Here is a 25,836-nt window from a genome sequence, read left to right as displayed (position 1 = left end):
AGTTTGAGTTCTAACAGTTCTTGTTCAGGTGTTTTCTTTTTCATGGTACTGACTTTATGGTTCCAGTCAAAGTTACCATATTTTTGTAACCAAACCTTTACTGTTCTATCTCCCTGTATTCCATATTTACGTGTAGCTCCTTTTAAACTTAATTGACCACTTTCAACTTCTGAGACAATTTGAAGTTTTAAGGACATTGAATAATCCTTCTGAGTTCTTTTAACATATTGACTTTTATTGTCTTCCATAATAACGATTGTTTTAGTGTATCGTTATTTTAGGACTTTACAAGGAGTATAATAAAACCCGGTCATTTATAAAGTGCCCGGGTTTTATTATGGTCATCTTTGTCAAGGTTACACATTTCTGATCCTATTCACCATGAATGGAAAATAGCATTACAGTTTGGTCAGTGTGATAAAACCTTACAGCACTATTTTTATAGGCAAAAAAATAAAGCTGACTTTGTTGTTACAAGGTCAGCTTTATCATTAATAATATCTCTAAGCTAGAAAGCTATAAGAAGGTATTAGTTATTAATATTCGTCTTCATTGAAGAAGAAATCATCCTTTGTAGGGTAATCAGGCCAAATTTCTTCAATACTTTCGTAAGGTTCTCCATCGTCTTCTAGTTCTTGAAGGTTTTCAATCACTTCAACAGGAGCTCCAGTACGATCAGAATAATCAATTAGCTCATCTTTTGTTGCCGGCCACGGCGCATCTTCTAAATAAGAAGCCAATTCTAAAGTCCAATACATATGAATATATTTTATTTTAAAGTCTTACATTGATAATGCATCAAACCCCAAATCTAACAGCAAGTGTTGTGCACTTCAAGGTTAATATTAATTCTTGCGAAAATACATTTTTTTTTCAATTTGTCAATTTCACAATAGAATTTATATCACTAATTACTTAAATCAAATAAAAAGGTTACATTTTAAGGTGTAAAAGTGCAAAATCAATTAATTGACATATACAATTCTAGATTTATAAACTCCATTGAGGTCACAGCCCTTTACTTCAAGCGGTATAAAACCGGATCCTACTTTTCTGAAGTGTTTCTTTCTCCATGATCCGTCTGACTTCTGTAAATACATTGTCACTTCCACTTTTTCCCCTTTAGGAGTAAAGACCTCGCCTTGTTTGAAATAGGTGCCTACTACACCATTCTCACATTCTTTTAAAGGAAATTTTTCAGTAACACGGAATTTAGGGCTTTTCCCTTGACTGTCGTGTTTTTCTTTGACTTGAGCAATACTTGGCATTCTTTTACCTGAGTTATAGGCGTAATCTGCCAGGGCATAATAATTACCCGTGTAGTTACAAGAAGACAAGTCTAATTTTACTACTCCTCCACCTTTTCTTTTGAATTCCTGTTTGGTCCAAGAACCGTCATAGTTTTGCAGGTAGATATAAACATCAATATATTCTTCAGAATTAGCAGACCTAACTATACCTTCAATAAGATGCAACCCACCTAGAGGACATGACTTTGGTACTCCTTGCTTGATTACTGTGAAAGTAGGACGGTTATTCTGATCTTCTGAAAAAAAATCTCCCAAAAAACTTAATACAATGAAAGAGAAAATCGAAAGAGTATATAATATAGTCTGCATGGTGATAAATCAACAAGTTTATATGCAAATTGAATCGAGTACTCTAGTTACGGTGTTTATTAAAAGAATTTAGATTTAAGCGAAAACAATAGTAAGTAGAGTTACGAACATACTAATATAATCAAAAGTACATTTAAACCTACTCAAAAACTGTACACAGTTAATGTTTTGTCACATTAATTTTACCTATTTGAGTAGATTTTAAAAAACTGAACTTTATTTCTTCTAACATAAAATCCTTTGAAAAAGTTTAATCTCAAAAAAATGCAAAAAAATAAACTATCTGCAAATCAAATAAATAAGGTGCAATTGTAAATAAATGTGAATTTAAATGTTAATAAATTTGAATTTTTTAACCAAATAAACGTACATTTACATTAAGTAAAAGCATTGAAAACGCTAATTGCTACTTTAACTCGTTACTTTCTACTGACATTATTTGTAGATAATTGAATATCTACTTGTTGTTTGTTCACCCTTATCGCTATTTACTCATTGCTACTTATTTACTATGAAAAAATAACTTGCTACTATCTATAAGGCACTTTTTAGGGTGCCTTTTTTATTTTAATATCGTAAATACCACCCTTCGGTTTTCTTGCCTTCCCTCTTTTGTAGTGTTAGAGTCAATAGGTCTTTCCTCTCCAAAACCATAAGCATCCAACCTTGTAGCATGTATTCCTTTGTTCACTAAATAAGTTTTCACTGCATTGGCTCTTGCCTTAGAAAGTTCAATATTGTATTCTTTGGTATCGACATTATCAGTATGTCCTTCTATGACTAAAATCCAAAGTTTGTTCCTGTTCATCATCACTGCCAATCGGTCAAGATCGAAGAAAGACTCGCTTCTGATGCTGGAAGAATTAGTATCGAAATTGAGGCTGGTCATAATGAAAGAGGCATCTTGGGTTTCATCTTTCAGATCAACTGTTTCCATTGGTTGCAACAGAAGGTTATGGTCGGTGTTGTCTTTTAATTCAATACTGCTACCAATATAATCTTCGTCATCTACATAGATGAGGTATTCTTTATCTTGAGGTACTGCAATTTGAAATTCGCCATTTTCAGCAGTCTTTCTTTTCATTATTTCTTCACCGTCTGTTCCTACTATCTTGATTGATAATTCAGAAATTCCTTCTCCATTAGGGTCAATCACTTTGCCATGAGCAAAAAGCATTGGAATTGGTCTGACTGCTTCAGGTATTTCTAATTCATAAATATCATCCCTGCCATAATTTTCTTTAGCTTTAGAAGAAACCACTAACGCTTTGTTACCAACAGAAGTCAAGTAAAAAGCATCATCGTCTACTCCATTTACTGAAATACCAAGGTTGATAGGTTCACTCCATTGGTCCCAACGATCTGGATCTAATCTTTTAGCCATAAAAATATCATATCCACCTAGACCGGGATGCCCGTCAGAACAAAAGTATAGAGTTTCTTTGTCTGGATGTAAATAAGGGTTTTTCTCTGCAAATGGAGTATTGATTGTTTCCCCTAGATTAATAGGTTTTCCCCATGAGCCATCCTCATTCTTCACAGAAACATAAAGATCAGTATTGAATTCGCCCGAACCATGAAAATACAATCCATCATCAGGGTAATTGGGGTTATAGCCTCCAATACCATCAGGACGGTCAGACGTGAAGAAAGCAAGATCGCCATCTAAAGATAAACTCAACCCAGCTTCATAATAAGGTGTATTGATGGGATATTTGAAGACGTTGACTGCACTCCACTTGCCGTCTTTCATTTTTTTGGAATAGTAAAAATCTCCTTTTCCAAGTTTATTTTCCGTATTACGAACATATGAAAAACGCTTTATTTTACTGTAGTTGCCGTAAAGTAGCAAAGTTTGCCCATCTCCACTGACCCCAAGCGGTACTTCATGTGATTCTGTATTTACCTCAAAAACTTCTTCTGCAAATCCCCATTCACCTGTAATATGATCTTTTTTTGAGACGTAAACATCTTCTCCAGACTTCGCTGTTTTTCGAGCAAAATAAAGGTATTCCTCATCAAGTGTAATCACGGGCTGGTATTCCCTTGCTACAGTATTCACATTGTTACCTAAGTTGACAAGGTAACGGGGAGTTTCATCTCTTGTAAACAGTTCCAATATTTTATCAAAATAATCCTGATGATCAGGAAATAGGGGTTTGTATTTTTTATAAATATTCTGAACCTTATTAAAGTTATGGGCTTTGAAAGGAGAAGCAGTCATTTTCTTTACAGCAATTAACGCAATATCCATTGGAGCCATATGACGAACGAATCGATCATAAAGCTCTTCATTCTGCGTTTGACAGCCTCCATCATGAATATTAAGCTGACATAATACTTCTATTATACTTAGGTCTTCACTATCAGCGAAGGATTTTAATTTTTTATATCCCTCTGACTGAAACATGTTTTCTTTATTAAAATCGTATTCCTTACCGTAATAAAGCGGAATGATATGTTTTAATTCTTCTTTAGAATACAACTCAATAATTTCATGACAATACCTCTCAAACATATGCCCTGATTTATCACCGTACTGTCTGAGCGTGGTATTGGAGAGGTATTCTTTAAGAACTCCTTTTCTGAGTTCGTTTACCTTTTGTAGATAGGGGGATTTAGGATAATCCTCAATATACTCTCCGCACTGCCGGATAAAGATTTCTCTCAATGCCATCAGTGTATCACCTTCCATGATTCTATTATAGACTTCTGTTCTATAAAGTTGGTGTGTTGGCCTTCTGTAAGGTGCTTGATTTAGGAAAGCGAAAGCTTCGGATTGGATTCTAGAAGTAAGAAAACCGGTGACCTCATCACTTGTAACAGAAAGTGATTGTCTAATTCTTTTCTTTTCTTCCTCAGTAAGTTTTTTATAATTTTCAGATGCTACTAATGACCATTCATAGGCTTCTTTAAAGTCTTTGAAATAACCGTCCATATTGATGAATCGGATATTAACTCTATTTCTTTTTTCTTCTGCTTCTACTTTTTCAAATAATTGATTGGCTAAAGCAAATTGAGATAATACAGCATTAGAATCTTTATCTAATGACAATCTGAGATCTGCAATGGAGCCTTCTATGTTTCCTTCAAGAATTTTTTTTATTGCATCTTCCTCATGAATATTTTGAGCAATTATGTTAAAACAAAGTGCATTTAATATAAATAAGGTCAGTAGTATTCTTTTTAGCATCTAAAAATATAGTTTTTTATAAGTTTATTATTCATCAAAACCGTACCGTATCTATCATTTCTTTTTGATTTCGGCTATTTTCATAACAAAGAATCTATTAATCCAATATAATCAGGTATTAATATATGTTTTTTTATTTTTTTTTAAGTAAATTTACGACAGTAACTTATAAGTGTATATTTTACTAATATACTTGTATTTCAATCAAATTATTCATTTATCAATTGTTATAACTATCGTCAATTTTTTTGAATAATCAGCTACTAACAGATTTATTAAAGAATAGAATAGAGTATTATGAGAACATTAACATTACTAGCAGTGGTAGGGGTCATTATACCCTCTCTGCTATCATTGTTTCAAAACGATGAGAAACTATCTCTTCTAGAAAGAATTATCAACTCTCTCGCTAGAATGGTAAAACTCTCTCTGGTTCTAGGTTTTGCATTTGGTGCAGTTGGATTTGGAGCCGCAATCATTTATTATGTTGCACCTCAGCTAGGCTTTGCTGTTGAGTCAGATGTAATTGAGTTGTCAAGTACGGCACTTCAGTATTACGCACTCATTGGCGTATTAATGCCAGTTGTGGGTATTTTGATTGGATCTGTTTTAACAAAACGCCAATCAGTATAGTGATTACATAAGAAGATTTTATAAAGTCCTTCATCTTGAAAAAGGTGAGGGACTTTTTGGTGTTGTACTGATTCATTTTTTAAAAAAGAAAGACTCTAAGTATGTTCTTTTAATTGAATAGATGCTTAAATTCACTTTTCATTAAGTACAATTATTTTTTAGACTTTATGGCTTTAAATTATATATGGATATTTTTTATACTAGGAGCTTTTGTTGTTGCTCTTTGTAAATGGATCTTCTTTGGTGATGCATCAACCTTTGCTTTAATTATTGATAGTACTTTCAGTATGTCTAAAACGGCATTTGATATCTCAATAGGGTTAACAGGAACGTTGGCATTATGGATGGGATTGATGAGTGTTGGTGAAAAAGGTGGAGCCGTGCAAGTAATGACAAAGTTAGTGGGGCCGTTCTTTTCAAGAATATTTCCTGATGTACCCAAAAATCACCCTGCTATTTCATCTATGATGATGAATTTTTCAGCAAACATGCTGGGTTTGGATAACGCTGCTACACCTTTGGGGCTTAAAGCAATGAAAGAATTACAGGAGTTCAATAAGAAAAAAGATACTGCCTCTAATCCAATGATTATGTTTTTGGTTTTAAATACATCTGGATTGACGCTGATACCAATTACAGTCATGATGTACAGAGCAGAATTAGGCGCGGCAAACCCCACAGATGTCTTTATTCCTATATTATTGGCCACAAGTATCTCATCATTGGCAGGTTTATTAATCGTATCAGTTTATCAGAAAATTAATTTATTGGATGGAGTAATACTTTCCTATATAGGAGGACTCGTATTATTGATCGTTGGTACGATTACTCTTTTTTATCATTTATCACCAGAGGAAGCCAATACTGTTTCGTCGATAGCAGGCAACCTGATTTTATTGAGTATTATCTGTTCATTTGTAGGATTGGCGGCTTATAGAAAAATTAATGCTTATGATGCATTTATAGAAGGAGCCAAAGAAGGATTTAAGACAGCGGTAACAATTATACCTTATCTCGTGGCAATACTTGTAGCTATTGGAATGTTCAGAGCTTCTGGAGCCTTAGAATATATTATGGATGGAATCAAATGGGCGATTCAAGATGGAATTGGAATTGATGCCGCATTTGTGGATGCTCTTCCCGTTGCATTTATGAAACCGTTGAGTGGAAGCGGTGCAAGAGGAGTGATGTTGGATATTATGAATGCTGAAGGTGCAGATTCATTTGCAGGTAAATTATCATCAATGATGCAAGGAGCCACAGATACTACTTTTTATATTATAGCAGTTTATTTTGGCTCAGTTAATATCCGCAAAACAAGATATGCCATTACCTGTGGTTTATTTGCAGATTTTATGGGAGTAATTGCCGCTATATTTCTTGGGTATCTCTTTTTCTGATATAACACCTTGTAAGTTCTAGTGTTTCATTCAAAATTAAAGTAACAGATAACTTTACACACACATTTAAAATCACTACATTTATCCCAAATAACCTCCTGTTCTTCAAATAGAATCATGAAGAACAGGATTTTTTAGCACTTATCTACGAAAAGTACTAGGGCAGAAACACCAATTCATTGCCATAGTACTACTATACTAAGCTCTACTCCATTGAAATTAACAAAACTCTACCCATTGATTTGGTTCTTTCAACTAGTGCCCTTTATTGCACTTTGTCAAATTAATGAAAATAACCACGAAGAAAAGAGAACTTATTTTACTCGATCTCTCGAAAACAGTGAAATTACCATAGATGGTAAATTTGATGATCCTGCATGGCAAAATGTCGAATGGGCAGGGGATTTTACACAGCGGGACCCTATAGATGGTGCTCCTCCTTCTCAAAAAACGGCATTTAAAGTAATGTACGATGCCAAGTACATGTATTTTGCTATTAAAGCTTATGATACTGCTCCAGATAGTATTGTAAAAAGAATGTCAAGACGAGATGGCTTTGAAGGTGATTTTGTGGAAGTTAACATAGATTCTTATCATGATTTGACCAATGCCTTTTCATTTACTGTCAGTGTATCGGGAGTGATTGGGGATGAAGCAATTTCGAATAACGGAAGGAATTGGGACTCTAACTGGGATGCCATTTGGTGGGCAAAAACTACTATTGATAAAGAAGGCTGGAATGCAGAAATCAGAATACCACTTTCACAGTTGCGTTTTACTAATTCAGAAAACCTCACATGGGGATTACAGGTGACTCGCCGTTTATTTAGAAACAATGAACGTTCCTACTGGCAATATATTCCTAAAGATTCCCCAGGTTGGGTGCATCTTTTTGGTGAATTGAAAGGTCTGAAAGGCATCAAACCTCAAAAACAATTAGAGATAGCTCCTTTCGTTCTTGCTAGAAATGACAGAGGAAAGAAAGAGGAAGGAAACCCTTATAAAACAGGTTCTGAATACTCTGCCAACGCAGGTGTGGATGGAAAAATTGGTATCACAAGTGATATTACTTTAGATTTCACTATCAACCCTGATTTTGGTCAGGTGGAGGCAGATCCATCACAGCTGAATTTATCAACCTTTGAAATTTTTCTCAGAGAGAGAAGGCCCTTTTTTATTGAAGGTCGAAATACACTTTCATTTCCTGGAACACGTTCCAATGCTGGAGGTAATTTTTCAAGGGATAATTTAGTTTATACAAGGCGTATAGGTAAATCTCCGAGTTATGAACCAGAGACGGAAGAAGGACAGTTTATTGATCAGCCTAAAGTAGTACCTATTTTGGGAGCATTTAAATTGACGGGTAAAAATAAAAATGGTTTTGCTTTTGGTGTGATGAACAATATCACAATGGCTACTACTGCAGAAATTGATACAAAAGGTGAAAAATCGGAAGAAACGGTAGAACCTTTTACGAACTATTTTGTGGCTAGAGCTACTCAAGATATTAATCAAGGAAACTCTGTTGTAGGTATAGCTTTTACAGCGACTAATAGAACAATTGATTCTGATAACCTACGATTTTTACATACGGATGCTTATTCAGGAGGAATAGATTTTTTACATCAATGGAAAGACAGGTCTTATTATATCCAAGGTAATTTTATGGTGAGTCATGTAGAGGGAGATCCTGAAGCGATAACAAACACACAAGAATCAGGAAGGCATTTCTTTCAGCGCCCTGATGCAAGTTATGTGAATGTTGATACTACAGCTACATCTATGACCGGAACAGGTGGATATTTGAAGTTTGGACGAAATGGAGGAAGTCCTTGGAGGTATGAAATTGGTGGAACTTGGAGATCGCCTAAGTTTGAGATCAATGATATTGGTTTTATGAATGCGGCGGACCTTATGAATCAATGGAGTATGGTGGGTTACCAAACCTTACAGCCTGTATCTATTTTCAGAAGAATCAACGCGAATGTAAGACAGTACGCTTATTTTGATTATGGAGGGAAGAACACCTATTTGGGTTTGCATGGAAATGTCAATCTTGAGTTTAAAAACTTCTGGGAATTCTCAACAGGCGGTTCACTTCAAAGACAAAGACTCAGTAACTTTATGTTAAGAGGGGGACCAGCTTTTTTACGACCAAATAGAAATCAGTTTTGGTATAATATAGAAAGTGATGGAAGGAAAAAACTCGCTTTTGAATTTGGGAATGAGTTTGCTGTCACTCAAGATAATGCAGGGAAAAACTTTGATGCTTGGGTGGGGATGAATTACAGACCAATTAATGCATTAGAGATTGGTATATTCCCATTTATCTCTTATAACCAAGATCATATTCAGTATGTTACTACAGAAGCAAATACTGCGGGAGATAATTATGTTTTAGGAAGAATAGAACAACATACTACAGGTGTAACCATCAGAGGAAATTTAATTTTAAGACCCAATCTTTCATTACAGTATTATGCACAGCCTTTTGCTTCAAGGGGTGATTATTATGATTTCAAACGAGTGGAAGATCCTAGGGCAGGGAAATATGAAAATAGGATTCATACTTTCACTACAGATGAGATCAGTTATAACTCAGAAAATGAAGAGTATACTGTATTTGATCAGAATGGTAATTATACTTTCGGAAAGCCTGATTTTGATGTGATAGATTTCAATTCCAATTTGGTATTAAGATGGGAGTATAAGCCCGGCTGTACCTTTTTTATGGTATGGTCGCAGGGCAGGGGAGATTTGGCAGAACCTTTCAGAGAGTTTTCATTTTCAGAAATCGTAAATGGTATTTTTGATTCGCCTTCGGAGAATGTTTTTATTGCCAAGTTGACGTATAGATTTAGAAAGTAAAAAATCAGAACTAGGTATTTCATCAAAAGTAGTTATAAATAATACTATTTCAGGTGAAGTACTTAGGCCTTATTTTCTGTCATTAGAAGACATAAATCCTCATCAATCAATAAATGCCCTTTTTCTAATTCATAAAATCGAACATTATCGAGTAACTCTGAGAAACGAATAGCACCTTCCATCAAAATCACTTCATCTCTTTTACCGAAATACATATCAACGGGAACCTTATATTGATTAATTTGGGAAGCAAGTTGTTTTAAGTCGGGACTCATATACCTTGAAGAAGTAGCAACACCAAAAAAGCGTCTTCTCTGTTCTTGGGTTGCAAAGTGATTCATAAAGAAATCGTAAAGGAATTTTGATAAATAACCTCTTCTATGTATCCATCCCACTAACTTAAACATCGCTTTCGGGAAACGAAGCAGCAACATAGTCAATTCCAGATATAATCTAGGAAGCTTTGAAACGTCATAAAGAATATGCGTTTTTAAGCCATCAGAAGCACATAATATCAGTTGATCAATAGAAGAACTATAGTACTTTTGAATACAATACATTGTAATCTTTCCACCCATACTATACCCCAAAATAGAAAATCTATCTTTCTGGAACCTTTCAAGAATAGCATCAATGATCTCTTTTATATTTCTAGAAGAAAAATAAGAAGGTCCCCAATCTGTTTTTCCATGATAAGGCAGAGAAAAAGCAATCATGGTATAATCTTTTTCCCAAGCAGGTGCAATAGATCGAAAGAGATTGACACTGTCTCCAAAACCATGAATGCAGATCAAAAGTTTTTCACCTTCGCCGAATTGAAGGCATTCAATTTTGCCTTTTTCTAGATTTAAAAAAAAGTGTTTTGGAGTTTGAGATGAGATGGTCATTGGTAAATGATTGTTTATTCATTTACTAGATACAAAAAAAAATGACCAAAAAAAAGAGGTTTAGTATTTCTACCAAACCTCTCTTCTTTATGTTCAAACAGTTGCTGATTATTCCGCAGCAGCTGCGTCCATTGCTGAACGTAATGTTCTTGGAATAGCAATTGATGCTACTGTTACTGAATCATTGTAAAGGATCTCATAGTTATCTGGAGTGATTGATCCGATACGAACTGATTTACCAAGCTCTAAACCTTCGATAGAAACTTCTACTGACTCAGGCATGTTAGCTGGAAGTGCTTTAACTTTGATTTTTCTAAGTTTAGCCACAAGCTTACCACCCATTTGAAGACCTGGAGAAGAACCTACGAATGAAACTGGAACATCCATTTTGATTGCTTTGTCATCGCTTAACTCTAAGAAGTCAACGTGAAGAAGCACCTCAGAAACTGGGTGTAATTGGAAATCTTGAACGATAGCAGTTTTCTCTACACCTTCGATGTTGATTTTTACGAAACAAACCTCTGGAGTATAGATAATGTCTCTGAACAAGATCATTGGTACTGCAAAGTGAATTGGTTGCTCACCACCATAAATTACACATGGTGCTAAACCTTCTTTTCTTAAATCTTTGGCAGCTTTCTTACCAACAGTCTCACGGTTGTAACCGATGATTTCTACAGTTTTCATCTGATTTTTTTAATATAAAAGTAAAACATGTTATAAACGCTTTGGTACTTGATCGTTCTTTACTCGAAAGGTGGACCCCATCCCAAAACATGCTTAACGATTTCTATTACTAGAAATAGGCTCGCAAAGGTAATAATTTTAGTATTAAAAACGAAAGAATTATTCAACCTTATTAAACAAAAAAGGCTATCTACCAACAAGTTATGATGGTAGATAGCCTAATCTTATAAAAAAAGCTCAAGGTTCCTAGATGAACAAAGAGCTAATTGATTCGTGATCTTGGATCTTTCTGATTGCTTTAGCAAAAAGCTCAGCAACTGAAAGTACGTTGATTTTCTCTCTGTTTTCTACAGGAAGAGTATCAGTAACAACTAATTCTTCAAGAACTGAAGCGGCTACACGATCGTAAGCTGGTCCAGAAAGAACACCGTGTGTACAGATGGCTCTAACTGATTTTGCTCCTTTCTCCATGATGATCTCAGCGGCATTACATAAAGTACCTGCTGTATCTGCTAAGTCATCAACAAGAATTACATTCTTGTCTTTAACATCACCGATAACTTGCATCGATGCTACTTCATTTGCTCTCTCACGGTGCTTGTCACACATCACGATATCAGCTTTGAAGTGTTTTGCATAAGATCTTGCTCTCTTAGCACCTCCCACATCTGGAGAAGCGAAAGTCAAGTTATCTAATCCTAAGCTCTCAATGTAAGGAACAAAGATTGGTGAGCTTTGTAAGTGAACTACAGGGATGTCGAAGAATCCTTGAATTTGGTCAGCATGTAACTCACAAGTAACTACACGTGTAGCACCTGAGGCAGTTAACAAGTTGGCGATTAGTTTCGCACCAATACCTACTCTTGGTTTGTCTTTTCTATCCTGACGTGCATATCCGAAGTACGGAAGAAGAACTGTTACCGTAGAAGCGGAAGCTCTTTTTGCAGCATCAATCAGTAAAAGAAGTTCGAGAAGGTTATCTGCTGGAGGACAAGTGGATTGAATGATGAAAACATCACAGCCTCTTATTGACTCATTGAAGTGTGTAGAAATTTCTCCATCACTAAAACGTTGAAGAACTACATCTCCTAAAGATTTACCATAAGAGTGTGCTATTTTGCTCGCGAGATATTCTGTTCCCGAAGCTGAAAAGATTTTAACTGAAGACATCAGTATATTTTTTTTGGTACGCTATCTATAATTCAAGACGAAAGACAGTTAGAAATGTACGTGATAATTAATGATTTAATAACACCACATTTCCTTTGTCACTGCAAATTTATAATAATCAAGATAATGTTACTCTATTCATTAGAAATAATTATAATTAAAAAGGCAATCTTCTAATAGATTGCCCTTATTTTAAATAAATACTTCTAATTTTTTTATTTATTAATCTCTTAAAACGTAATAATAAGTACCATCGCTGTTCATGAGAAGGTCTGCTTTTTGTGCAATTTGCTCTAAATCCACGTCATGAACATCGCCGTTGTGATAGTGGATTAATCTGAAATCATCTGCACTGTAAACATAAACTTCTGATACAAGTGTACTTTCTTCGTGAAGTGCATTAAATTCTTCATGATTGTTTAAACCCCAATCTAATTCAGTAAGTGTTGTTTCTAAACTGCTTAAATATTGAGGACCTAGTGATTCTAATACTGAATATTCAACTTGAGAATATTCTTCTTCATTAATTTTTTTAATTTCTTCCGTTTGAGCGAAAACCAAAGCAGAAGTAAAGCCAATTAAGAGGGCAAGGAGGAATGCTTTTTTCATGATGATAGTCTTTTGGTGATGAATAAGAATACAGTATTAAACGTTGTTTCTAATGTTAGAGATGTTTATAGGTTGAGATTGTAACGTAATATTTTATTCCTTTTTCTATATTTTTAAAATATGTTAAAATTATGAAAAAGTCAAATTTAAAGTGTATTAGTTACATTTTATTGATTACTATCACCAAATAGTACTGTGATTAACGGTTTATCTGCAATCCTCCTGAATGTAACACAATGATTTTCTGTCCTTTTCTGAAGTAACCTTTACGGAGTAAATCAAAAACGCCGTAGATCATTTTGCCTGTATAAATGCGTTCTAGCTCAATGTTATATTTTTGATGAAATTGCATTATAAAATCCATCAGTTCAGGCTTTTTCTTGGCGTAGCCTCCAAAATGATAATCCGTGTTCAGCGTCCATTTTGGAAAAGAAGAACTGTCTAAACCTTTCAAGAAGTCATTGATATCATCATACAAAAATGATCCGCCTTTTAATGCTGGAAACCCAATAACATTCACATCTGACCTTAATGAGGCAATAAGACCTGCCAGTGTCCCGCCAGTTCCGCAAGCGCTACAAACATAGTCACCTTCCTCTAGCACTTCATTTAATTCATCTCCTAGTTCTCCAACTCCTTTTAGAGCAAGAGTATTGGAACCGCCCATTGGGGCCATATAAAATGCTCCAAACTTTTCTTTTAGTTTAGGAATTTGGTCTTTATAATTTCTAAAAGAAGTTCTGTCCAAGTAAGAAAGTTCCATTCCCTGCCTTGTAGCAAAATCGAGTGTAGGGTTTAATGGCAGATGTTCTTCACCTCTGATCACCCCAATTGTATCAAGCTCATATAATTTTCCAGCTGCTGCAAAAGCATGTATATGATTGGAGTAAGCACCGCCAAAGGTGAGTATTTTCTGATAGCCTTCTTTTTTAGCTTGAAGTAAATTGTATTTTAGTTTCCTCCATTTATTTCCTGAAACTTCAGGGTGGGTTAAGTCATCTCTTTTAACAAAAAAACGAACTCCATTTTCAGAAAAAATAGAGTCCGTTAGTTCTTGCAAAGGAGTATTTTCGATGGGTAATTCGAAAGATTCCATGCTTTATTTTTATGCTTTTACTTTTTCAATCACAAAATTGTGGTTAGTATAGATACAGATATCAGCGGCAATACCCAGTCCTTCACGTACCATATCTTCAGCAGACATATCACTAGCGTGTTTCTTAAGAGCCAAAGCGGCAGATTGAGCATACATACTACCAGAACCGATAGCGGCAATATCATGATCAGGCTCAATCACATCACCTGTACCGGAAATGATTAAAACATCATTAATATCAGCTACAATCATCATAGCTTCTAACTTTCTAAGGTATCTGTCCATACGCCAATCTTTCGCTAAGTCGATTGCCGCACGTTTCATATTACCATTGAAAGCGTTTAATTTTTCTTCAAAGCGCTCCATCAAAGTAAATGCATCAGCTGTAGAACCAGCAAAACCACAAACGATTTTACCTCCCATCAATGTTCTTACTTTCTTTACGTTGCTTTTTGCTACAGTATTTCCAAAAGTAGCTTGTCCATCAGCGCCAAGTGCCACTTCACCATCTTTTTTGATGGCAAGGACGGTTGTTGATCTAAATTTTTCCATATATCTTTTTTTAGTATTTACTAAATTCAAAATTTAAATAAGAAATTCTGTTTTGGTACTTCGTTTTAACCAATAAACGGCCCACGAATGGAATCCTCGACAAATTGTCAGTATTGAGTAGATTGACCGGTTAATTTTCCTTTGAAGTTATATAAATCTGACGAATTTGTCATATTATAAGTGAATATCATTCTAACTCTCGATTTTCTGAGCTATTTTCATAACTAAATAATCAAAATAAGAAGAAAACCATTTTATGCTATACAAAATTAAACGATCTGTATCGGTGCTTTTTGTAATAGGTGCTTTGAATGCCTGTAAAACCACACAGCCGACAGCTCAGGAAAACGGAAACCTAACAGAAGTAACCCCTGTCGCTCCATTATCTCCAGCAGCACCAATTAAAGAAGAGAAGGTAGTGCCTGATTGGGTTGCTAAAAAAGGACCTTATAACCCGTCTTTCAGTACTGCTTTTGATTTATTACATACACAATTAAAAGTGAGCTTTGATTGGGAGAAACAAAGAATGTCAGGTGATGCAGTATTGACTTTACAGCCTCATTTTTATACTCAGAATGAAGTGATTCTTGATGCAAAGAATTTTGATATACATAAAATTGAATTAACAGATAAAAAACAGAACGTATTACAGTCTTTAGACTACAGCTATGATAGCTTGCAGATAACGATTGCATTGGATAAAGACTATACAAGAAAGGATATTTTCGGTTTGCACATTTCTTATACTGCAAAACCAAATGAAAGACAGACTTCAGGAAGTGAAGCCATCACAAGTGATAAGGGTTTATATTTTATCAATCCATTAGGTGACGAAATTGGTAAGCCTCAGCAGATATGGACACAAGGAGAGACAAGTGCTAACTCTTGCTGGTTCCCAACTTTTGATCATCCCAATGTGAAGATGAAGCAAGATATCTTCATGACGGTACAGGATAAGTATGTGACGCTTTCTAATGGCCGTTTAGTTTCTGAAAAGAAAAACTCAGATGGAACGAGAACAGACCACTGGAAACAAGAACAACCTCATTCTGTTTATTTAACCATGATGGCAGTTGGTGATTATGCTGTTGTAAAGGACGAATGGAGAGGAAAGGAAGTCAGCTATTACGTGGAGCCTGAATATGAAAAATATGCAAGAACCATTTTTGGTAACACTCCAGAAATGTTGGAATTCTTTTCTAATAAATTCCAATATGAATATCCATGGGATAAGTATTCTCAAATCATTATCCGAGATTTTGTAAGTGGAGCAATGGAAAATACCTCTGCTTCTACTTTTATGGAAGCCGTTCAAGTGGATGATAGAGAGAAATTAGACCAAGATTGGGATTTTATTGTAGCGCATGAGCTATTTCATCATTGGTTTGGTGATTTAGTAACAACGGAGTCATGGGCTAATTTACCTTTGAATGAATCATGGGCCAATTACAGTGAGTATTTATGGAGAGAATATAAGCATGGAAAAGATGAAGCTGATTTTGCGTTGCAGTCAGAGTTAGAGAGCTATCTCACTGAATCTGAAATAAAGCAAGAGCCATTGATTCGTTATTATTATAAAAATAAAGAAGACATGTTTGATAGTCACTCTTATGCTAAGGGTGGTTATACATTAAACTTACTAAGAAATACTATTGGTGATGAGGCCTTCTTTGAAGCCGCTGCACTTTATTTAAAAAATAATGCTTTTAAGGCAGCTGAAATTGCACACCTGAGAATTGCTTTTGAAGAAGTAACAGGTCAGGATTTGAATTGGTTCTTCGATCAATGGTTTATGAAAGCAGGACATCCTGATATATTAGTGATGGAAAAATACAATGGAAATACGCTGGAGTTGACATTGCAGCAGCGTCAAGACCCTGAGTATACGCCTATCTATCGTATTCCTACAAAGGTGCAGTTTGTTTGGAAAGATGGTAAAAAAGAAGAAAGAAAAATTGTTTTAGATAAAGAGCAACAGTCTTTCTCGTTTATGCTTGACATGAAGCCGGATTTAGTCATCTTTGACCCTGATCATATCATTCCAGGGGTAATTTCACATACAAAAAGTACTGAAGCTTATTTAATTCAAGCAAAATATGCAGAAAATGTAATGCACAGGGTAGAGGCATTGGATAATTTAGGTAATTCGATTATTGCTGATCCTTCATTAGTCAATGAGCTTAATACTTACTTAAAAGATCCATTCTGGGGAATTAGAGAAACAGCTGCAGGGCTTTTTGAAGGTTATCAAGGTACTGGTGATCTAACAGAAACGAAGAATATTTTGAAAAATTTAGTGGTGAATGATCCAAATTCATCTGTAAGAGCAAATGCACTAAGCACTTTGAGTACTATCAGTGAAGATTTTATTCCAATAGCAAAACAAGCTATGAATGACAGCTCTTATATGGTTGTAGCAACAGCTTTGTATTCAGTGTCAGAAATAGAAGGGCCTAGTATTGTTCCTACTTTAGAAAAATTTGAGGATGCGAAAAACCCGAATATTGTTTTTGTATCTTCCATGATTTATGGTCAGTTTGGTACTAAGGGGAAATTGGATTGGTATGATCAAAAGTTAGCCGAAATGAATGATCAGTTCCGTCAGTATATGTTTAGAACAATGATTGGATATATCATGCATCTAGAAACTGATGAAGAAAAGAAGCAAGCTACAGATATTGTATTAAAATATGCAACAAATAGTGGTGCCAGTACCGAGACAAAAGTAGCCGCTTACCAAGCTATTAGTCCTGTTTTGGAAGATGAAAGCATTAATAAAAGAATCAGTGAAGCACTTTCTAAAGAAAAAGACCAAAAGGTAATAGAATCATTAAAACAGCAAGGTTATTAAATTATGATGGAGGAAGTTGAAAAGTCAACTTCTGTCTGAATTAATTTTCATATAAATAAGAAGGGAAGAGATGTTATGTAAACATTCTTCCCTTTTCTTCTGCCTCAAATAATAACTGACACTAGTAGTCTAATAGATCTAAGTGATATCTTTTGATAATTTTTTTCAGTAGTTCTCCATATAAAGGAGACGTAGCATAGCCCACTCCTCCATATTTTGTAGAGCCAATCATATCAGCCCAAGAGGAATAGTCTCTTCCTTGAGTAAAAAGAGGTGCGTACCTTTTTTGTTTATTGAGGAAAAGTGAATGCGCTCTGAAAGACTCCCATGGTGACTTATACTCGGCAAAAGAATCTTTTACCACACACTTATAAAGTACTTTGCCATTACGTTTCACTTTCTGAGAGGAAACAATAATGCCTTTGTTTCTTTTAAATTCTTCTTTTGTGTAGTACTCGGTAGTAGTTATTGGAGTGGTTTTACCTGTTTTGTCCTTTACTCCGAAATAATTATTGCCAATAACTCTTTTACCATAACCTGTTTCCAGAGCTGCTTGAGCCAAAGTGATGGATGCAGGAACATGATACTTTGCTTGCTCCATCAAGGCTGTTTCGATCTTCTTTAATGGTGAAGTTGAAGTGAAGAATTCGTATACATGAGGAGGTGCTTGCATCTGATCTAAAACATATTGTTTGAAAAGGCCAGATATTTTTGAATTGAGCTCTTTCAATGACTCACTTTTGAGTTGATCCACTCTGGTCACTTTCTCTGCAATGAGGTAATCCGTGACTAATAACTGACGTTCAATTTGAAAGCGATCCAGAGAGGAAGCAACACTGTTTAATTTCTGTTCTTTGTATTGATCAGAAATGTTTTGGGCGGTTTTAACAGGAATGATTGTGGTTCCGGCGTGATTGACTTCTTCTATATTGATACCAAAGTCTTCTATAAACTCATCCATTGTTGGTTCATTGTTTCCATAATGATACTGGATGGGTGCTTGAACAAAAATTACTTTTTCTTCTGGGCTAGAAAACAATTGGATAGCCAAAAGCGTCACCATTAAGGCGATCGTTGTCAGAAGGAGTTTTGGGTTGATGATAAAAGTATACACATTACCGCGGTAACGTAGATACAGGTTGTTAGGAAATTTAATTCCTATGGATACATTATTACTGGAAACAGCTAATTCCGATTGATTTTTAAGAAAATACATGACAACAAAACTTTACCTTTGAGAAAATATAAAACTTACTTACTATCTCGACCAAATGAATTAAAAATGAACACTTGATAGTTGGAATGATTAAGGTGTCATCTTTAACTTTGATTACGATGTAAAATTAGTTTAAAATTTAAACATTGTCAATAATTTAAACATAAATATTAAAAATATATTCAAAATGTCCATTAGTCAAAACACAATGAGGGTAGGGAGAACCTATAAATTAATAAATTATGGGGAGGTGTTTATTTTTGAAACATTATCTATAACATCAAATGATGATTATTTAATCAAGATTTTAGATACCTTGGAGCAGTGTTATTTAAGTGAGCTATATCAGTTTGGGAAAGGTAAAGATTTTATGATTGATGAGGTTTAAGTACTAGAACAAAAGTAAACTGACATTTTATATTATCTTTTTTATCTTGCTCTTCGTTAGATTTTTATCGCTTAACTAAAGCTATGCTCTGCAAATCAGCCTCGATTAGAATAAAAATAACAACCTAAAATTGTCCCTTTTCTTCTGTCCTAGTACTCAAAATTTTGAGCATAAAAAAACGCCTTTGATGTTGTATCATCAAAGGCGTCTTCTTATTTATTATTTTCTTGGAATCCAGTAATTCTCATCTACTTTAAGGTCTGAAGCCATTTTTCTTGACAAGACAAAGAGATAATCAGATAGCCTGTTCAAATAACGAACAATGATATAATCCGACAATCCATCTTCCTCGTCTAAAGCAATTGCTAACCTTTCAGCTCTTCGGCAAACAGTTCTTCCTAAATGACAGAAAGAAACTGAAGTGTGGCCACCTGGAAGAATAAAATATTTCAATGGCTGAAGATCAATTTCCATCTCATCGATAGCATTTTCCAAATACTCAATATCTGATTCATATAAATCAGGTTTCTTCAATTGAGGTTTATCAGGATCTGCCGCTAATTCTGCTCCTATTGTAAATAATCTATCTTGAATTTCTTTTAATACTGCACTTCGTGGAATGTTTACATCTTGATCACGAATAAGACCAATGTATGAATTCAGTTCGTCTATTGTTCCGTAAGCCTCTATTCTAGGGTGAGACTTCTTCACTCTTTTACCTCCAAATAAGGAAGTTTCTCCTTTATCTCCTGTTTTAGTATATACTTTCATGATCATACTTTTGTAATATTTTGATTGATTTCATCTTTCTCCACTAATCCGTCTCGGAGTCGAATCACCCTATGTGCATAATTGGCAATATCTTCCTCGTGCGTTACCATGATAATTGTGTTGCCTTGCTGGTGTAACTCATCAAAGATGGCCATAATCTCATAAGAAGTTTTAGTGTCAAGGGCACCAGTAGGTTCATCGGCAAGGATAATACTTGGTCTATTCACTAAGGCTCTTGCAATAGCTACCCTTTGTCTTTGCCCTCCAGAAAGCTCATTAGGTTTATGAGAAACTCTATTGCCTAACCCAACTGCATCCAAAGAAGCTTGTGCTCTTTCCATTCTTTCTTCTTTACCAACGCCAGCATAAACCAATGGCAGGGCTACATTATCTAGAATAGTGGATCTTGGAAGTAAGTTAAAGGATTGGAATACAAAACCGATTTCTTTGTTCCTTACAGCGGCAAGTTCGTTTTCTGTCATATCACTGACGTCCTGATTGCTGAGCCAGTACTGACCTTCACTCGGTGTATCAAGGCATCCAATGATATTCATAAGCGTTGATTTACCTGAACCAGAAGGCCCCATAAAGGCAACATATTCACCTCTATTGATGGAAATATCGATGGTTTTTAAGGCTTTGATTACTTCATCACCCATTTGGTAAATACGGGAGATGCCTTTCGTTTTAATTACTTCTTGTGGCATAAAGTTATTCTGTTAGTGTATCTGTATCCCATTGGTTAATTTTCTGATTGTAATCTTCAAGAAGAGATGTATAAAGTTGATTGACTCTTTTCACAGCTTCATCGGAGAGTAGGTATTCTGCTTCCACCTTTTTTGAATTGGCAAAATCTTTTAACCCTAAAGAAAAACAGGTTTCCAAATAACTGTTTGTGATGATTTCAGAGAATGGGTTTAACTTCAAGTGCTCTGAAACAAACTCAAATGCTTCTTCTGTTTTTTCTTCTTTCAGTAAATTATTAGCGTAATATCGGATAAAAGCACTATTAAAGTATAACTGTTGTTGATCTTTTTGGTTTAAAAAATTAGTTTCCTTAAAGATGTCACTATATAGTTTACCTTCAACAGTATTGATATCTAATTGATCTACCCAAAGTGCTGTATTCTTTAAATTAAGACCTAGTAAATAATCAGCCTCAATGCACTTTGCTTTTGAGTTGCTGCTCAAATCTAAACTGCTTAATTGATTGATGAACTCCTTTGTTTGTTCTTTTTCATTTAATGAGATATAATCATCAATAATGACCTCAATTAAGTCATCGGCATTGTCAGAGCTTTTGATTCCATCAATTTTCTGCTTAATACTTAATCTTTTATGGTTTAAAAGAACTTGAAAATAGTATTCATTCTCTTCTTCCGCTCTGACATCAACATTTTCCAAGTAATATTTTATGATCTCAACATCTGTACTTTGAAGAATATTCAGCTTGAAAACAAAATCCCATAATTGTTTAGCATAACTTCTATCCTCAAGTTGAGTAGCAGCCATTGCTAACGGATAAGCCGCAGCTTTTTGGCCCATCTTAAAGGCTTGATCCAATTGTTCAACGGCTAGTTGAAACTGATTTTTCTCTAATGCATCTAATCCAAGCAAAAACAAATAATAACCATTTGTTTTACCATACCTTTCATTTAACTCTAATAAGTTATGTCTTCCTTTGTATAATGCTTTTTGATTATAATGGTTCACAAATGAAGAGAATAGAAGTTGTTCTTTATTTTCAAGGTTGTATCCTGAATATAATTTTTCTTGAATGATTGCATCTAAATCAAAAGGGTTTTCTTTTCCTATATTATTAATACTATAATTGTAGATATAGCTGATTTGATTGCCATTCAGTATAGAATCTTTTACTAGTTCTTCATAAAACTCACTAGTGCTGTTGATTTCACCCTCATTTAAATAAGCCAGTTGATTTACTGTCTGATTTAAATCGGATTCTTCAGAAAGTTCTTTCAAATATTTACTTTTCTCATCAATTGGAAGTCTTGTTAAAGCAGAAATGGCCAAATAATTACTTTCCAATAAAGGAGATTTATTTTTTGAAACTTGTATGCCTTTATCCAAATAAAATAGTGCACTATCTACTTCTCCAATTCTATAAAAGGCTAATCCTAGGTTGTTATAAATTTCCTTTGATTGAGGAAACCTTTCTAATCCTTTTTTCAGAGTGAGAATAGATTCAAGATAATTTTTATTTTCAGTATCAATTAATGCCATCTGAATAAAGCTTTGCTGACTCCCTTGGTCTTTTGATGATTGATCATAAGCTAAGCGAGCCATGTCTTCTCTCTTATTACCTTGAGCGATATTAGCTAGCATATAGTTGGAATGAAAGTTCCAAACACTATACATTTTTGCCATTCCATATCTTTCTTCAGCTAAATAAGTATTACCACTGAAGTATTCAGCATCTCCCAGATTATTGTAATAAGAAGCCCATAAGTAACGGTAAGATGTGAAATTATTGATATAAAATAATCCAACTGTGATGAGCAGACCTACTCCCCAAGAAGAGAGAAAATCAATATTTTGAGGTTTAAAAGCGATCTTGTAGACTGGAAGGTTTTGTTTAATGATGTCATAAAAATTATATGAAATATAAAAGAGCATCAAGAAACCAAACCCAATGAAGCAAATCGTTATGGCTTGTTCTAATGCAATACTATAAGAAGTATCAAACTGAGCAATGTGGTAAGCATATGTAGATGAAGCAATAATGCTACTTCCGAGGTAAACCCAAAATAATATAGATTCTTCCCTAACAATCAACCCAAAGATTTCATCTTGCTGTGTAATCAGCCAAAGACCAATTAAAGTACTTATTATAAATAGAAGGATCGGAGGAAAATAATATAAACCTAAATCAAGATCATGAAAGGTTTTCAAGTACACATAAATGAGGTTTAGCAGGTAGATGATGTAGAATACATAGAAATGTTTCACACTATCTCCACTTTGCCCAGTATTTTTAAAAGTAGTGATATACAATATTCCAAAAGGAATACATAGAGCAGTAAAAACAACAAATAAAAATGTAATGATAGACAGACTTGAGAAAGAATAACTAATACTCTCAACATACCAGTATTGATTCTTTGCAAAAGCATTAATCATTAGAATAAGACCTCCAGTTACACATAAATAAGTGATGAATCTAATAAACAGAGAAACCTTAGAATTATAATGAAAATAGAAACTTATACATATATACACAGTTAGAACAATTCCGGTAAATGCTTTGTCGTGAATATTTTCAAGAAAATGAAGATTTTCTAAATGAAGTGTACCAATGAGTAATGCAAATACACCAAATGAAATGCCATGCCATAACCTAGTTAGACCGCTTATACTACTGAGAAATATAGAAAAACCAATAATCAAGAAAATACCGTAGATTAATGAGTATTCTGGTTTTATGCTCATATTTTGACCCACAAAGTGTTCTAGTATCAAAAAAGAGTCTGTTTGTATACTAAATGCAGTTTTCCACTTATCAAAAGAAAAAAGAGGTGTTTTTATGGCGTCTACGTATCCCGAAATACTCCAACCTATTCTTTCGGAAATATCATTTATTAAATAATAAATTAACACTGTAAGTGTTGATAACAAGGATGTTACTCCAATTGACTTGATAACCGGTCTACTCTTTTTAATCCAAAAATTCATCTGTTTGTACATTAGTTGGACCCAAAAATACAAATATTTTAAAATGTAATCATTTTAAATATAAAATAACTAAACCAACGCAATCGGTTTCGTTTTTATGCTGTTTTTTGTTTTATTTGTATTAATAAACGTAAGTGTAGTGCCGTTCACAATTTTATCCTTTTTTTAAAAGATCAAATAACAGCCAAAAATTATACTAACAATTATTTTTATATTTATTTTTATTAAAACCGTCTATAACCTTGGAAACATTAGAAATGTCAATAACAACAAAATTTCGTCCTGAGGATCTTGAATTGATGAAAGAAAAAGGGATCTCTCAAGAAGTAGTCGAAAAGCAACTTAATTACTTTAGAACAGGGTTTGAATTCGCAAATATTATTAGGCCAGCTACAATTGGTGATGGTATAATAAAACTACAGGATAGCGAAATAGAAGCTTTCGTAAATGAGTATGATCATGCGATTGAAGACAAAGACCTCGTAAAGTTTGTTCCTGCATCAGGTGCTGCAACACGTATGTTTAAAGCTCTTCTTGAATTCAAGAATGATTTAGAAGCCAAAGATTCATTTGCTGAACCTGATTTAGAAAAAAGTAAAGGTTTAGTGGCAGATTTCTTCAACAACATAATTCACTTTCCGCTTTACACTGAAATTTATTCTGAGGTTGCACAAAAATTAGGCAACCTAGATGTATTAGTAGCTAACAAAGAATATAAAAAAATTCTTGAAGCCACTTTCTCAAGTGACCGTTTGCATTTAGCAAATCGTCCAAAGGGCTTAATTGGATTCCATAAATACAATGGAGAAGTTAGAACTCCCGTTCAAGAGCATATGATTGAAGGAGCCAATTATGCAAAAGATAAAAATGGAAAAGTAAATATACACTTTACGGTATCACCCGAGCATCTTAATCAATTCCAAGAATTGACGGATGTATATAAAGAAGTATATAATAAGAGATATGATGCAGAGTATGAGATTTCATTCTCTACACAAAAAGCATCAACAGATACTATTGCAGCTACTGCTAAGAACGAACCATTTAGAAAAGAAGATGGTCAACTATTATTTAGACCAGGTGGTCATGGTGCACTACTAGAAAATCTTAATGACATTGATGCTGACATTATCTTTATCAAGAATATTGATAATGTTACAACAGATAGACTAAAAGAAGATACTTTTAAATATAAAAAAGCATTAGCCAGTATTTTAGTTGATACACAGAAAAAGATCTTTTCATTCTTAGAAAGGCATGAAGCAGGTGAGTCAAGCGAAGAACTAACATCAGAAGTAATTGAATTCTGTATGAAACGTCTTGGCTGGAGTCTAGGTGAAGAACTAAGCGGTTTATCAAAAGAGGAAATTGAGAAATACTTCTTTGAAAAGCTTAATCGACCAATTCGTGTTTGTGGTATGGTGAAGAATGAAGGCGAGCCTGGTGGTGGTCCTTTCTGGTTGAAAGATGGAGATCATAGATCATTACAGATTGTAGAAAGTGCTCAAATCAACTTCTCTAACCCTGTAAGAAGAGAAATAGCTAATGCAGCGACTCACTTTAATCCAGTAGATTTAGTTTGCGGAGTAAAGAACTACAAAGGTGAAAAGTTTGATTTAATGGAGTTTCGTAATGAAAATGCGGGTTTCATCACTCATAAATCAAGAGATGGTCAGGAAATCCAGGCGATTGAATTACCAGGTTTATGGAACGGATCAATGGCATATTGGACTACTTTATTCGTTGAAGTACCAGTTTCTACATTTACTCCTGTAAAAACTGTCAATGATTTATTGAGACCAGAACATAGATAATTATCTAGTTTTAAGAGATGTAGATAAGGAATGCACTTGCAGAAAAGTAAGTGCATTTTTTTATTTGCGTTTATTTAATGTAATTTTTCATAGAAGTTATTGCATTTAAAAAACCTTCTATTACCTTTGCACTCCCTTCAGCAAACGGCTGAGGAAAAAACACGTAGGGGTTATCCTATGTGATAACCCGATTCAGGGTGATTGATATAATGAAAAGGTATTTGATTCAGTTGAAAATCAGCGATGCAAATTAAGTTTCTAAATAAAACAAAATAAGCATTGCAAATTAAATTTCTCTTCTTACCTTTGCACTCGCCTTTAACGAAAGGCTTTTAAAACTTCTCTTTTGGAGTTGGAAATTCAGAGTGTTGAGCGTTGAGAAAATCAAC

18 protein-coding genes and 1 pseudogene are annotated in these 25,836 nt (G+C 34.4%); 5 read left to right on the top strand and 14 right to left on the bottom strand.

Going from position 1 to position 25,836, the window contains the following annotated elements:
- The 4 genes and pseudogenes from AVL50_RS24095 to AVL50_RS24080 all read right to left on the bottom strand — a co-directional run.
- Window positions 1-248: pseudogene (locus AVL50_RS24095) on the bottom strand (helix-turn-helix domain-containing protein); the annotation flags it as partial.
- Between the two features lie 288 nt (window positions 249-536).
- Window positions 537-758, bottom strand: coding sequence for a DUF2795 domain-containing protein (locus AVL50_RS24090; RefSeq protein WP_044211605.1), 222 nt, complete (start codon window positions 756-758; stop codon window positions 537-539).
- A gap of 207 nt (window positions 759-965) precedes the next feature.
- On the bottom strand, window positions 966-1,619 hold the full coding sequence (locus AVL50_RS24085) for a hypothetical protein (RefSeq protein WP_062619261.1): 654 nt from the start codon (window positions 1,617-1,619) through the stop codon (window positions 966-968).
- Between the two features lie 562 nt (window positions 1,620-2,181).
- Complete coding sequence (locus tag AVL50_RS24080; protein ID WP_062619259.1) at window positions 2,182-4,812, bottom strand: OmpA family protein; 2,631 nt, start codon at window positions 4,810-4,812, stop codon at window positions 2,182-2,184.
- Between the two features lie 297 nt (window positions 4,813-5,109).
- Between AVL50_RS24080 and AVL50_RS24075 the strand changes: the two genes are divergently transcribed.
- The 3 genes from AVL50_RS24075 to AVL50_RS24065 all read left to right on the top strand — a co-directional run bounded on the left by AVL50_RS24075 (window position 5,110) and on the right by AVL50_RS24065 (window position 9,713).
- The gene (locus AVL50_RS24075; RefSeq protein ID WP_062619258.1) at window positions 5,110-5,445 is read left to right on the top strand and encodes a hypothetical protein; all 336 of its coding nucleotides are present in this window, start codon (window positions 5,110-5,112) and stop codon (window positions 5,443-5,445) included.
- Between the two features lie 167 nt (window positions 5,446-5,612).
- Window positions 5,613-6,845, top strand: coding sequence for a nucleoside recognition domain-containing protein (locus tag AVL50_RS24070; protein ID WP_062619256.1), 1,233 nt, complete (start codon window positions 5,613-5,615; stop codon window positions 6,843-6,845).
- 213 nt (window positions 6,846-7,058) lie between these two features.
- On the top strand, window positions 7,059-9,713 hold the full coding sequence (locus AVL50_RS24065; protein ID WP_172826912.1) for a DUF5916 domain-containing protein: 2,655 nt from the start codon (window positions 7,059-7,061) through the stop codon (window positions 9,711-9,713).
- Window positions 9,714-9,775: 62 nt separating this feature from the next.
- Here AVL50_RS24065 and AVL50_RS24060 read toward each other — a convergent pair whose 3' ends face one another.
- The 6 genes from AVL50_RS24060 to hslV form a co-directional block, all read right to left on the bottom strand.
- Window positions 9,776-10,600 (bottom strand): alpha/beta hydrolase, encoded by an 825-nt coding sequence (locus tag AVL50_RS24060; protein WP_062619252.1) that lies wholly within the window; start codon window positions 10,598-10,600, stop codon window positions 9,776-9,778.
- Between the two features lie 108 nt (window positions 10,601-10,708).
- Window positions 10,709-11,287 (bottom strand): 50S ribosomal protein L25/general stress protein Ctc, encoded by a 579-nt coding sequence (locus AVL50_RS24055; RefSeq protein WP_062619250.1) that lies wholly within the window; start codon window positions 11,285-11,287, stop codon window positions 10,709-10,711.
- A 246-nt stretch (window positions 11,288-11,533) separates the two neighbouring features.
- Complete coding sequence (locus AVL50_RS24050) at window positions 11,534-12,457, bottom strand: ribose-phosphate pyrophosphokinase (RefSeq protein ID WP_044211598.1); 924 nt, start codon at window positions 12,455-12,457, stop codon at window positions 11,534-11,536.
- A 222-nt stretch (window positions 12,458-12,679) separates the two neighbouring features.
- Window positions 12,680-13,066, bottom strand: a complete 387-nt coding sequence (locus tag AVL50_RS24045) for a hypothetical protein (protein WP_062619248.1) — start codon at window positions 13,064-13,066, stop codon at window positions 12,680-12,682.
- Window positions 13,067-13,265: 199 nt separating this feature from the next.
- Complete coding sequence (locus tag AVL50_RS24040) at window positions 13,266-14,162, bottom strand: 1-aminocyclopropane-1-carboxylate deaminase/D-cysteine desulfhydrase (protein ID WP_062619246.1); 897 nt, start codon at window positions 14,160-14,162, stop codon at window positions 13,266-13,268.
- Window positions 14,163-14,171: 9 nt separating this feature from the next.
- Window positions 14,172-14,714 (bottom strand): ATP-dependent protease subunit HslV, encoded by a 543-nt coding sequence (gene hslV / locus AVL50_RS24035; protein ID WP_062619245.1) that lies wholly within the window; start codon window positions 14,712-14,714, stop codon window positions 14,172-14,174.
- Window positions 14,715-14,970: 256 nt separating this feature from the next.
- On the opposite strand from hslV, the gene AVL50_RS24030 reads away from it, so the two are divergent.
- A complete protein-coding gene (locus tag AVL50_RS24030; protein WP_063850890.1) occupies window positions 14,971-17,565 on the top strand; it encodes a M1 family metallopeptidase in 2,595 nt (864 codons plus the stop codon).
- Window positions 17,566-17,686: 121 nt separating this feature from the next.
- Here the strand turns inward: AVL50_RS24030 and AVL50_RS24025 are convergent, their stop codons facing one another.
- From AVL50_RS24025 to AVL50_RS24005, 4 genes are all read right to left on the bottom strand, one after another.
- The gene (locus AVL50_RS24025) at window positions 17,687-18,781 is read right to left on the bottom strand and encodes a glycoside hydrolase family 73 protein (protein ID WP_062619241.1); all 1,095 of its coding nucleotides are present in this window, start codon (window positions 18,779-18,781) and stop codon (window positions 17,687-17,689) included.
- A gap of 607 nt (window positions 18,782-19,388) precedes the next feature.
- Window positions 19,389-19,940: a cob(I)yrinic acid a,c-diamide adenosyltransferase gene (locus tag AVL50_RS24015; RefSeq protein WP_062619263.1), complete on the bottom strand. Its 552-nt coding sequence runs from the start codon at window positions 19,938-19,940 to the stop codon at window positions 19,389-19,391.
- A 2-nt stretch (window positions 19,941-19,942) separates the two neighbouring features.
- Complete coding sequence (locus AVL50_RS24010) at window positions 19,943-20,647, bottom strand: ABC transporter ATP-binding protein (RefSeq protein WP_062619238.1); 705 nt, start codon at window positions 20,645-20,647, stop codon at window positions 19,943-19,945.
- Between the two features lie 4 nt (window positions 20,648-20,651).
- Window positions 20,652-23,390 carry a hypothetical protein gene (locus AVL50_RS24005; RefSeq protein WP_157491518.1) on the bottom strand — a complete coding sequence of 913 codons (2,739 nt, stop codon included), beginning with the start codon at window positions 23,388-23,390 and terminating at the stop codon, window positions 20,652-20,654.
- 500 nt (window positions 23,391-23,890) lie between these two features.
- Here AVL50_RS24005 and AVL50_RS24000 point away from each other — a divergent pair, with 500 nt between their 5' ends.
- A complete protein-coding gene (locus AVL50_RS24000) occupies window positions 23,891-25,447 on the top strand; it encodes a DUF4301 family protein (protein WP_062619228.1) in 1,557 nt (518 codons plus the stop codon).
- Window positions 25,448-25,836 lie beyond the last annotated feature (389 nt).

Source organism: Flammeovirga sp. SJP92 (genome assembly GCF_001583495.1).
Lineage (GTDB): Bacteria > Bacteroidota > Bacteroidia > Cytophagales > Flammeovirgaceae > Flammeovirga.
This window is presented reverse-complemented; position numbering and strand designations above follow the sequence as displayed.

Coding starts and splice junctions, on each gene's coding strand:
- AVL50_RS24000 (WP_062619228.1), top strand. CDS start 23,891: ATGTCAATAACAACAAAATTTCGTCCTGAGGATCTTGAATTGATGAAA.
- AVL50_RS24090 (WP_044211605.1), bottom strand. CDS start 758: ATGTATTGGACTTTAGAATTGGCTTCTTATTTAGAAGATGCGCCGTGG.
- AVL50_RS24030 (WP_063850890.1), top strand. CDS start 14,971: ATGCTATACAAAATTAAACGATCTGTATCGGTGCTTTTTGTAATAGGT.
- AVL50_RS24010 (WP_062619238.1), bottom strand. CDS start 20,647: ATGCCACAAGAAGTAATTAAAACGAAAGGCATCTCCCGTATTTACCAA.
- AVL50_RS24070 (WP_062619256.1), top strand. CDS start 5,613: ATGGCTTTAAATTATATATGGATATTTTTTATACTAGGAGCTTTTGTT.
- AVL50_RS24055 (WP_062619250.1), bottom strand. CDS start 11,287: ATGAAAACTGTAGAAATCATCGGTTACAACCGTGAGACTGTTGGTAAG.
- AVL50_RS24050 (WP_044211598.1), bottom strand. CDS start 12,457: ATGTCTTCAGTTAAAATCTTTTCAGCTTCGGGAACAGAATATCTCGCG.
- AVL50_RS24085 (WP_062619261.1), bottom strand. CDS start 1,619: ATGCAGACTATATTATATACTCTTTCGATTTTCTCTTTCATTGTATTA.
- AVL50_RS24075 (WP_062619258.1), top strand. CDS start 5,110: ATGAGAACATTAACATTACTAGCAGTGGTAGGGGTCATTATACCCTCT.
- AVL50_RS24040 (WP_062619246.1), bottom strand. CDS start 14,162: ATGGAATCTTTCGAATTACCCATCGAAAATACTCCTTTGCAAGAACTA.
- AVL50_RS24060 (WP_062619252.1), bottom strand. CDS start 10,600: ATGACCATCTCATCTCAAACTCCAAAACACTTTTTTTTAAATCTAGAA.
- AVL50_RS24080 (WP_062619259.1), bottom strand. CDS start 4,812: ATGCTAAAAAGAATACTACTGACCTTATTTATATTAAATGCACTTTGT.
- AVL50_RS24025 (WP_062619241.1), bottom strand. CDS start 18,781: ATGTATTTTCTTAAAAATCAATCGGAATTAGCTGTTTCCAGTAATAAT.
- AVL50_RS24015 (WP_062619263.1), bottom strand. CDS start 19,940: ATGAAAGTATATACTAAAACAGGAGATAAAGGAGAAACTTCCTTATTT.
- AVL50_RS24005 (WP_157491518.1), bottom strand. CDS start 23,390: ATGAGCATAAAACCAGAATACTCATTAATCTACGGTATTTTCTTGATT.
- AVL50_RS24045 (WP_062619248.1), bottom strand. CDS start 13,066: ATGAAAAAAGCATTCCTCCTTGCCCTCTTAATTGGCTTTACTTCTGCT.
- hslV (WP_062619245.1), bottom strand. CDS start 14,714: ATGGAAAAATTTAGATCAACAACCGTCCTTGCCATCAAAAAAGATGGT.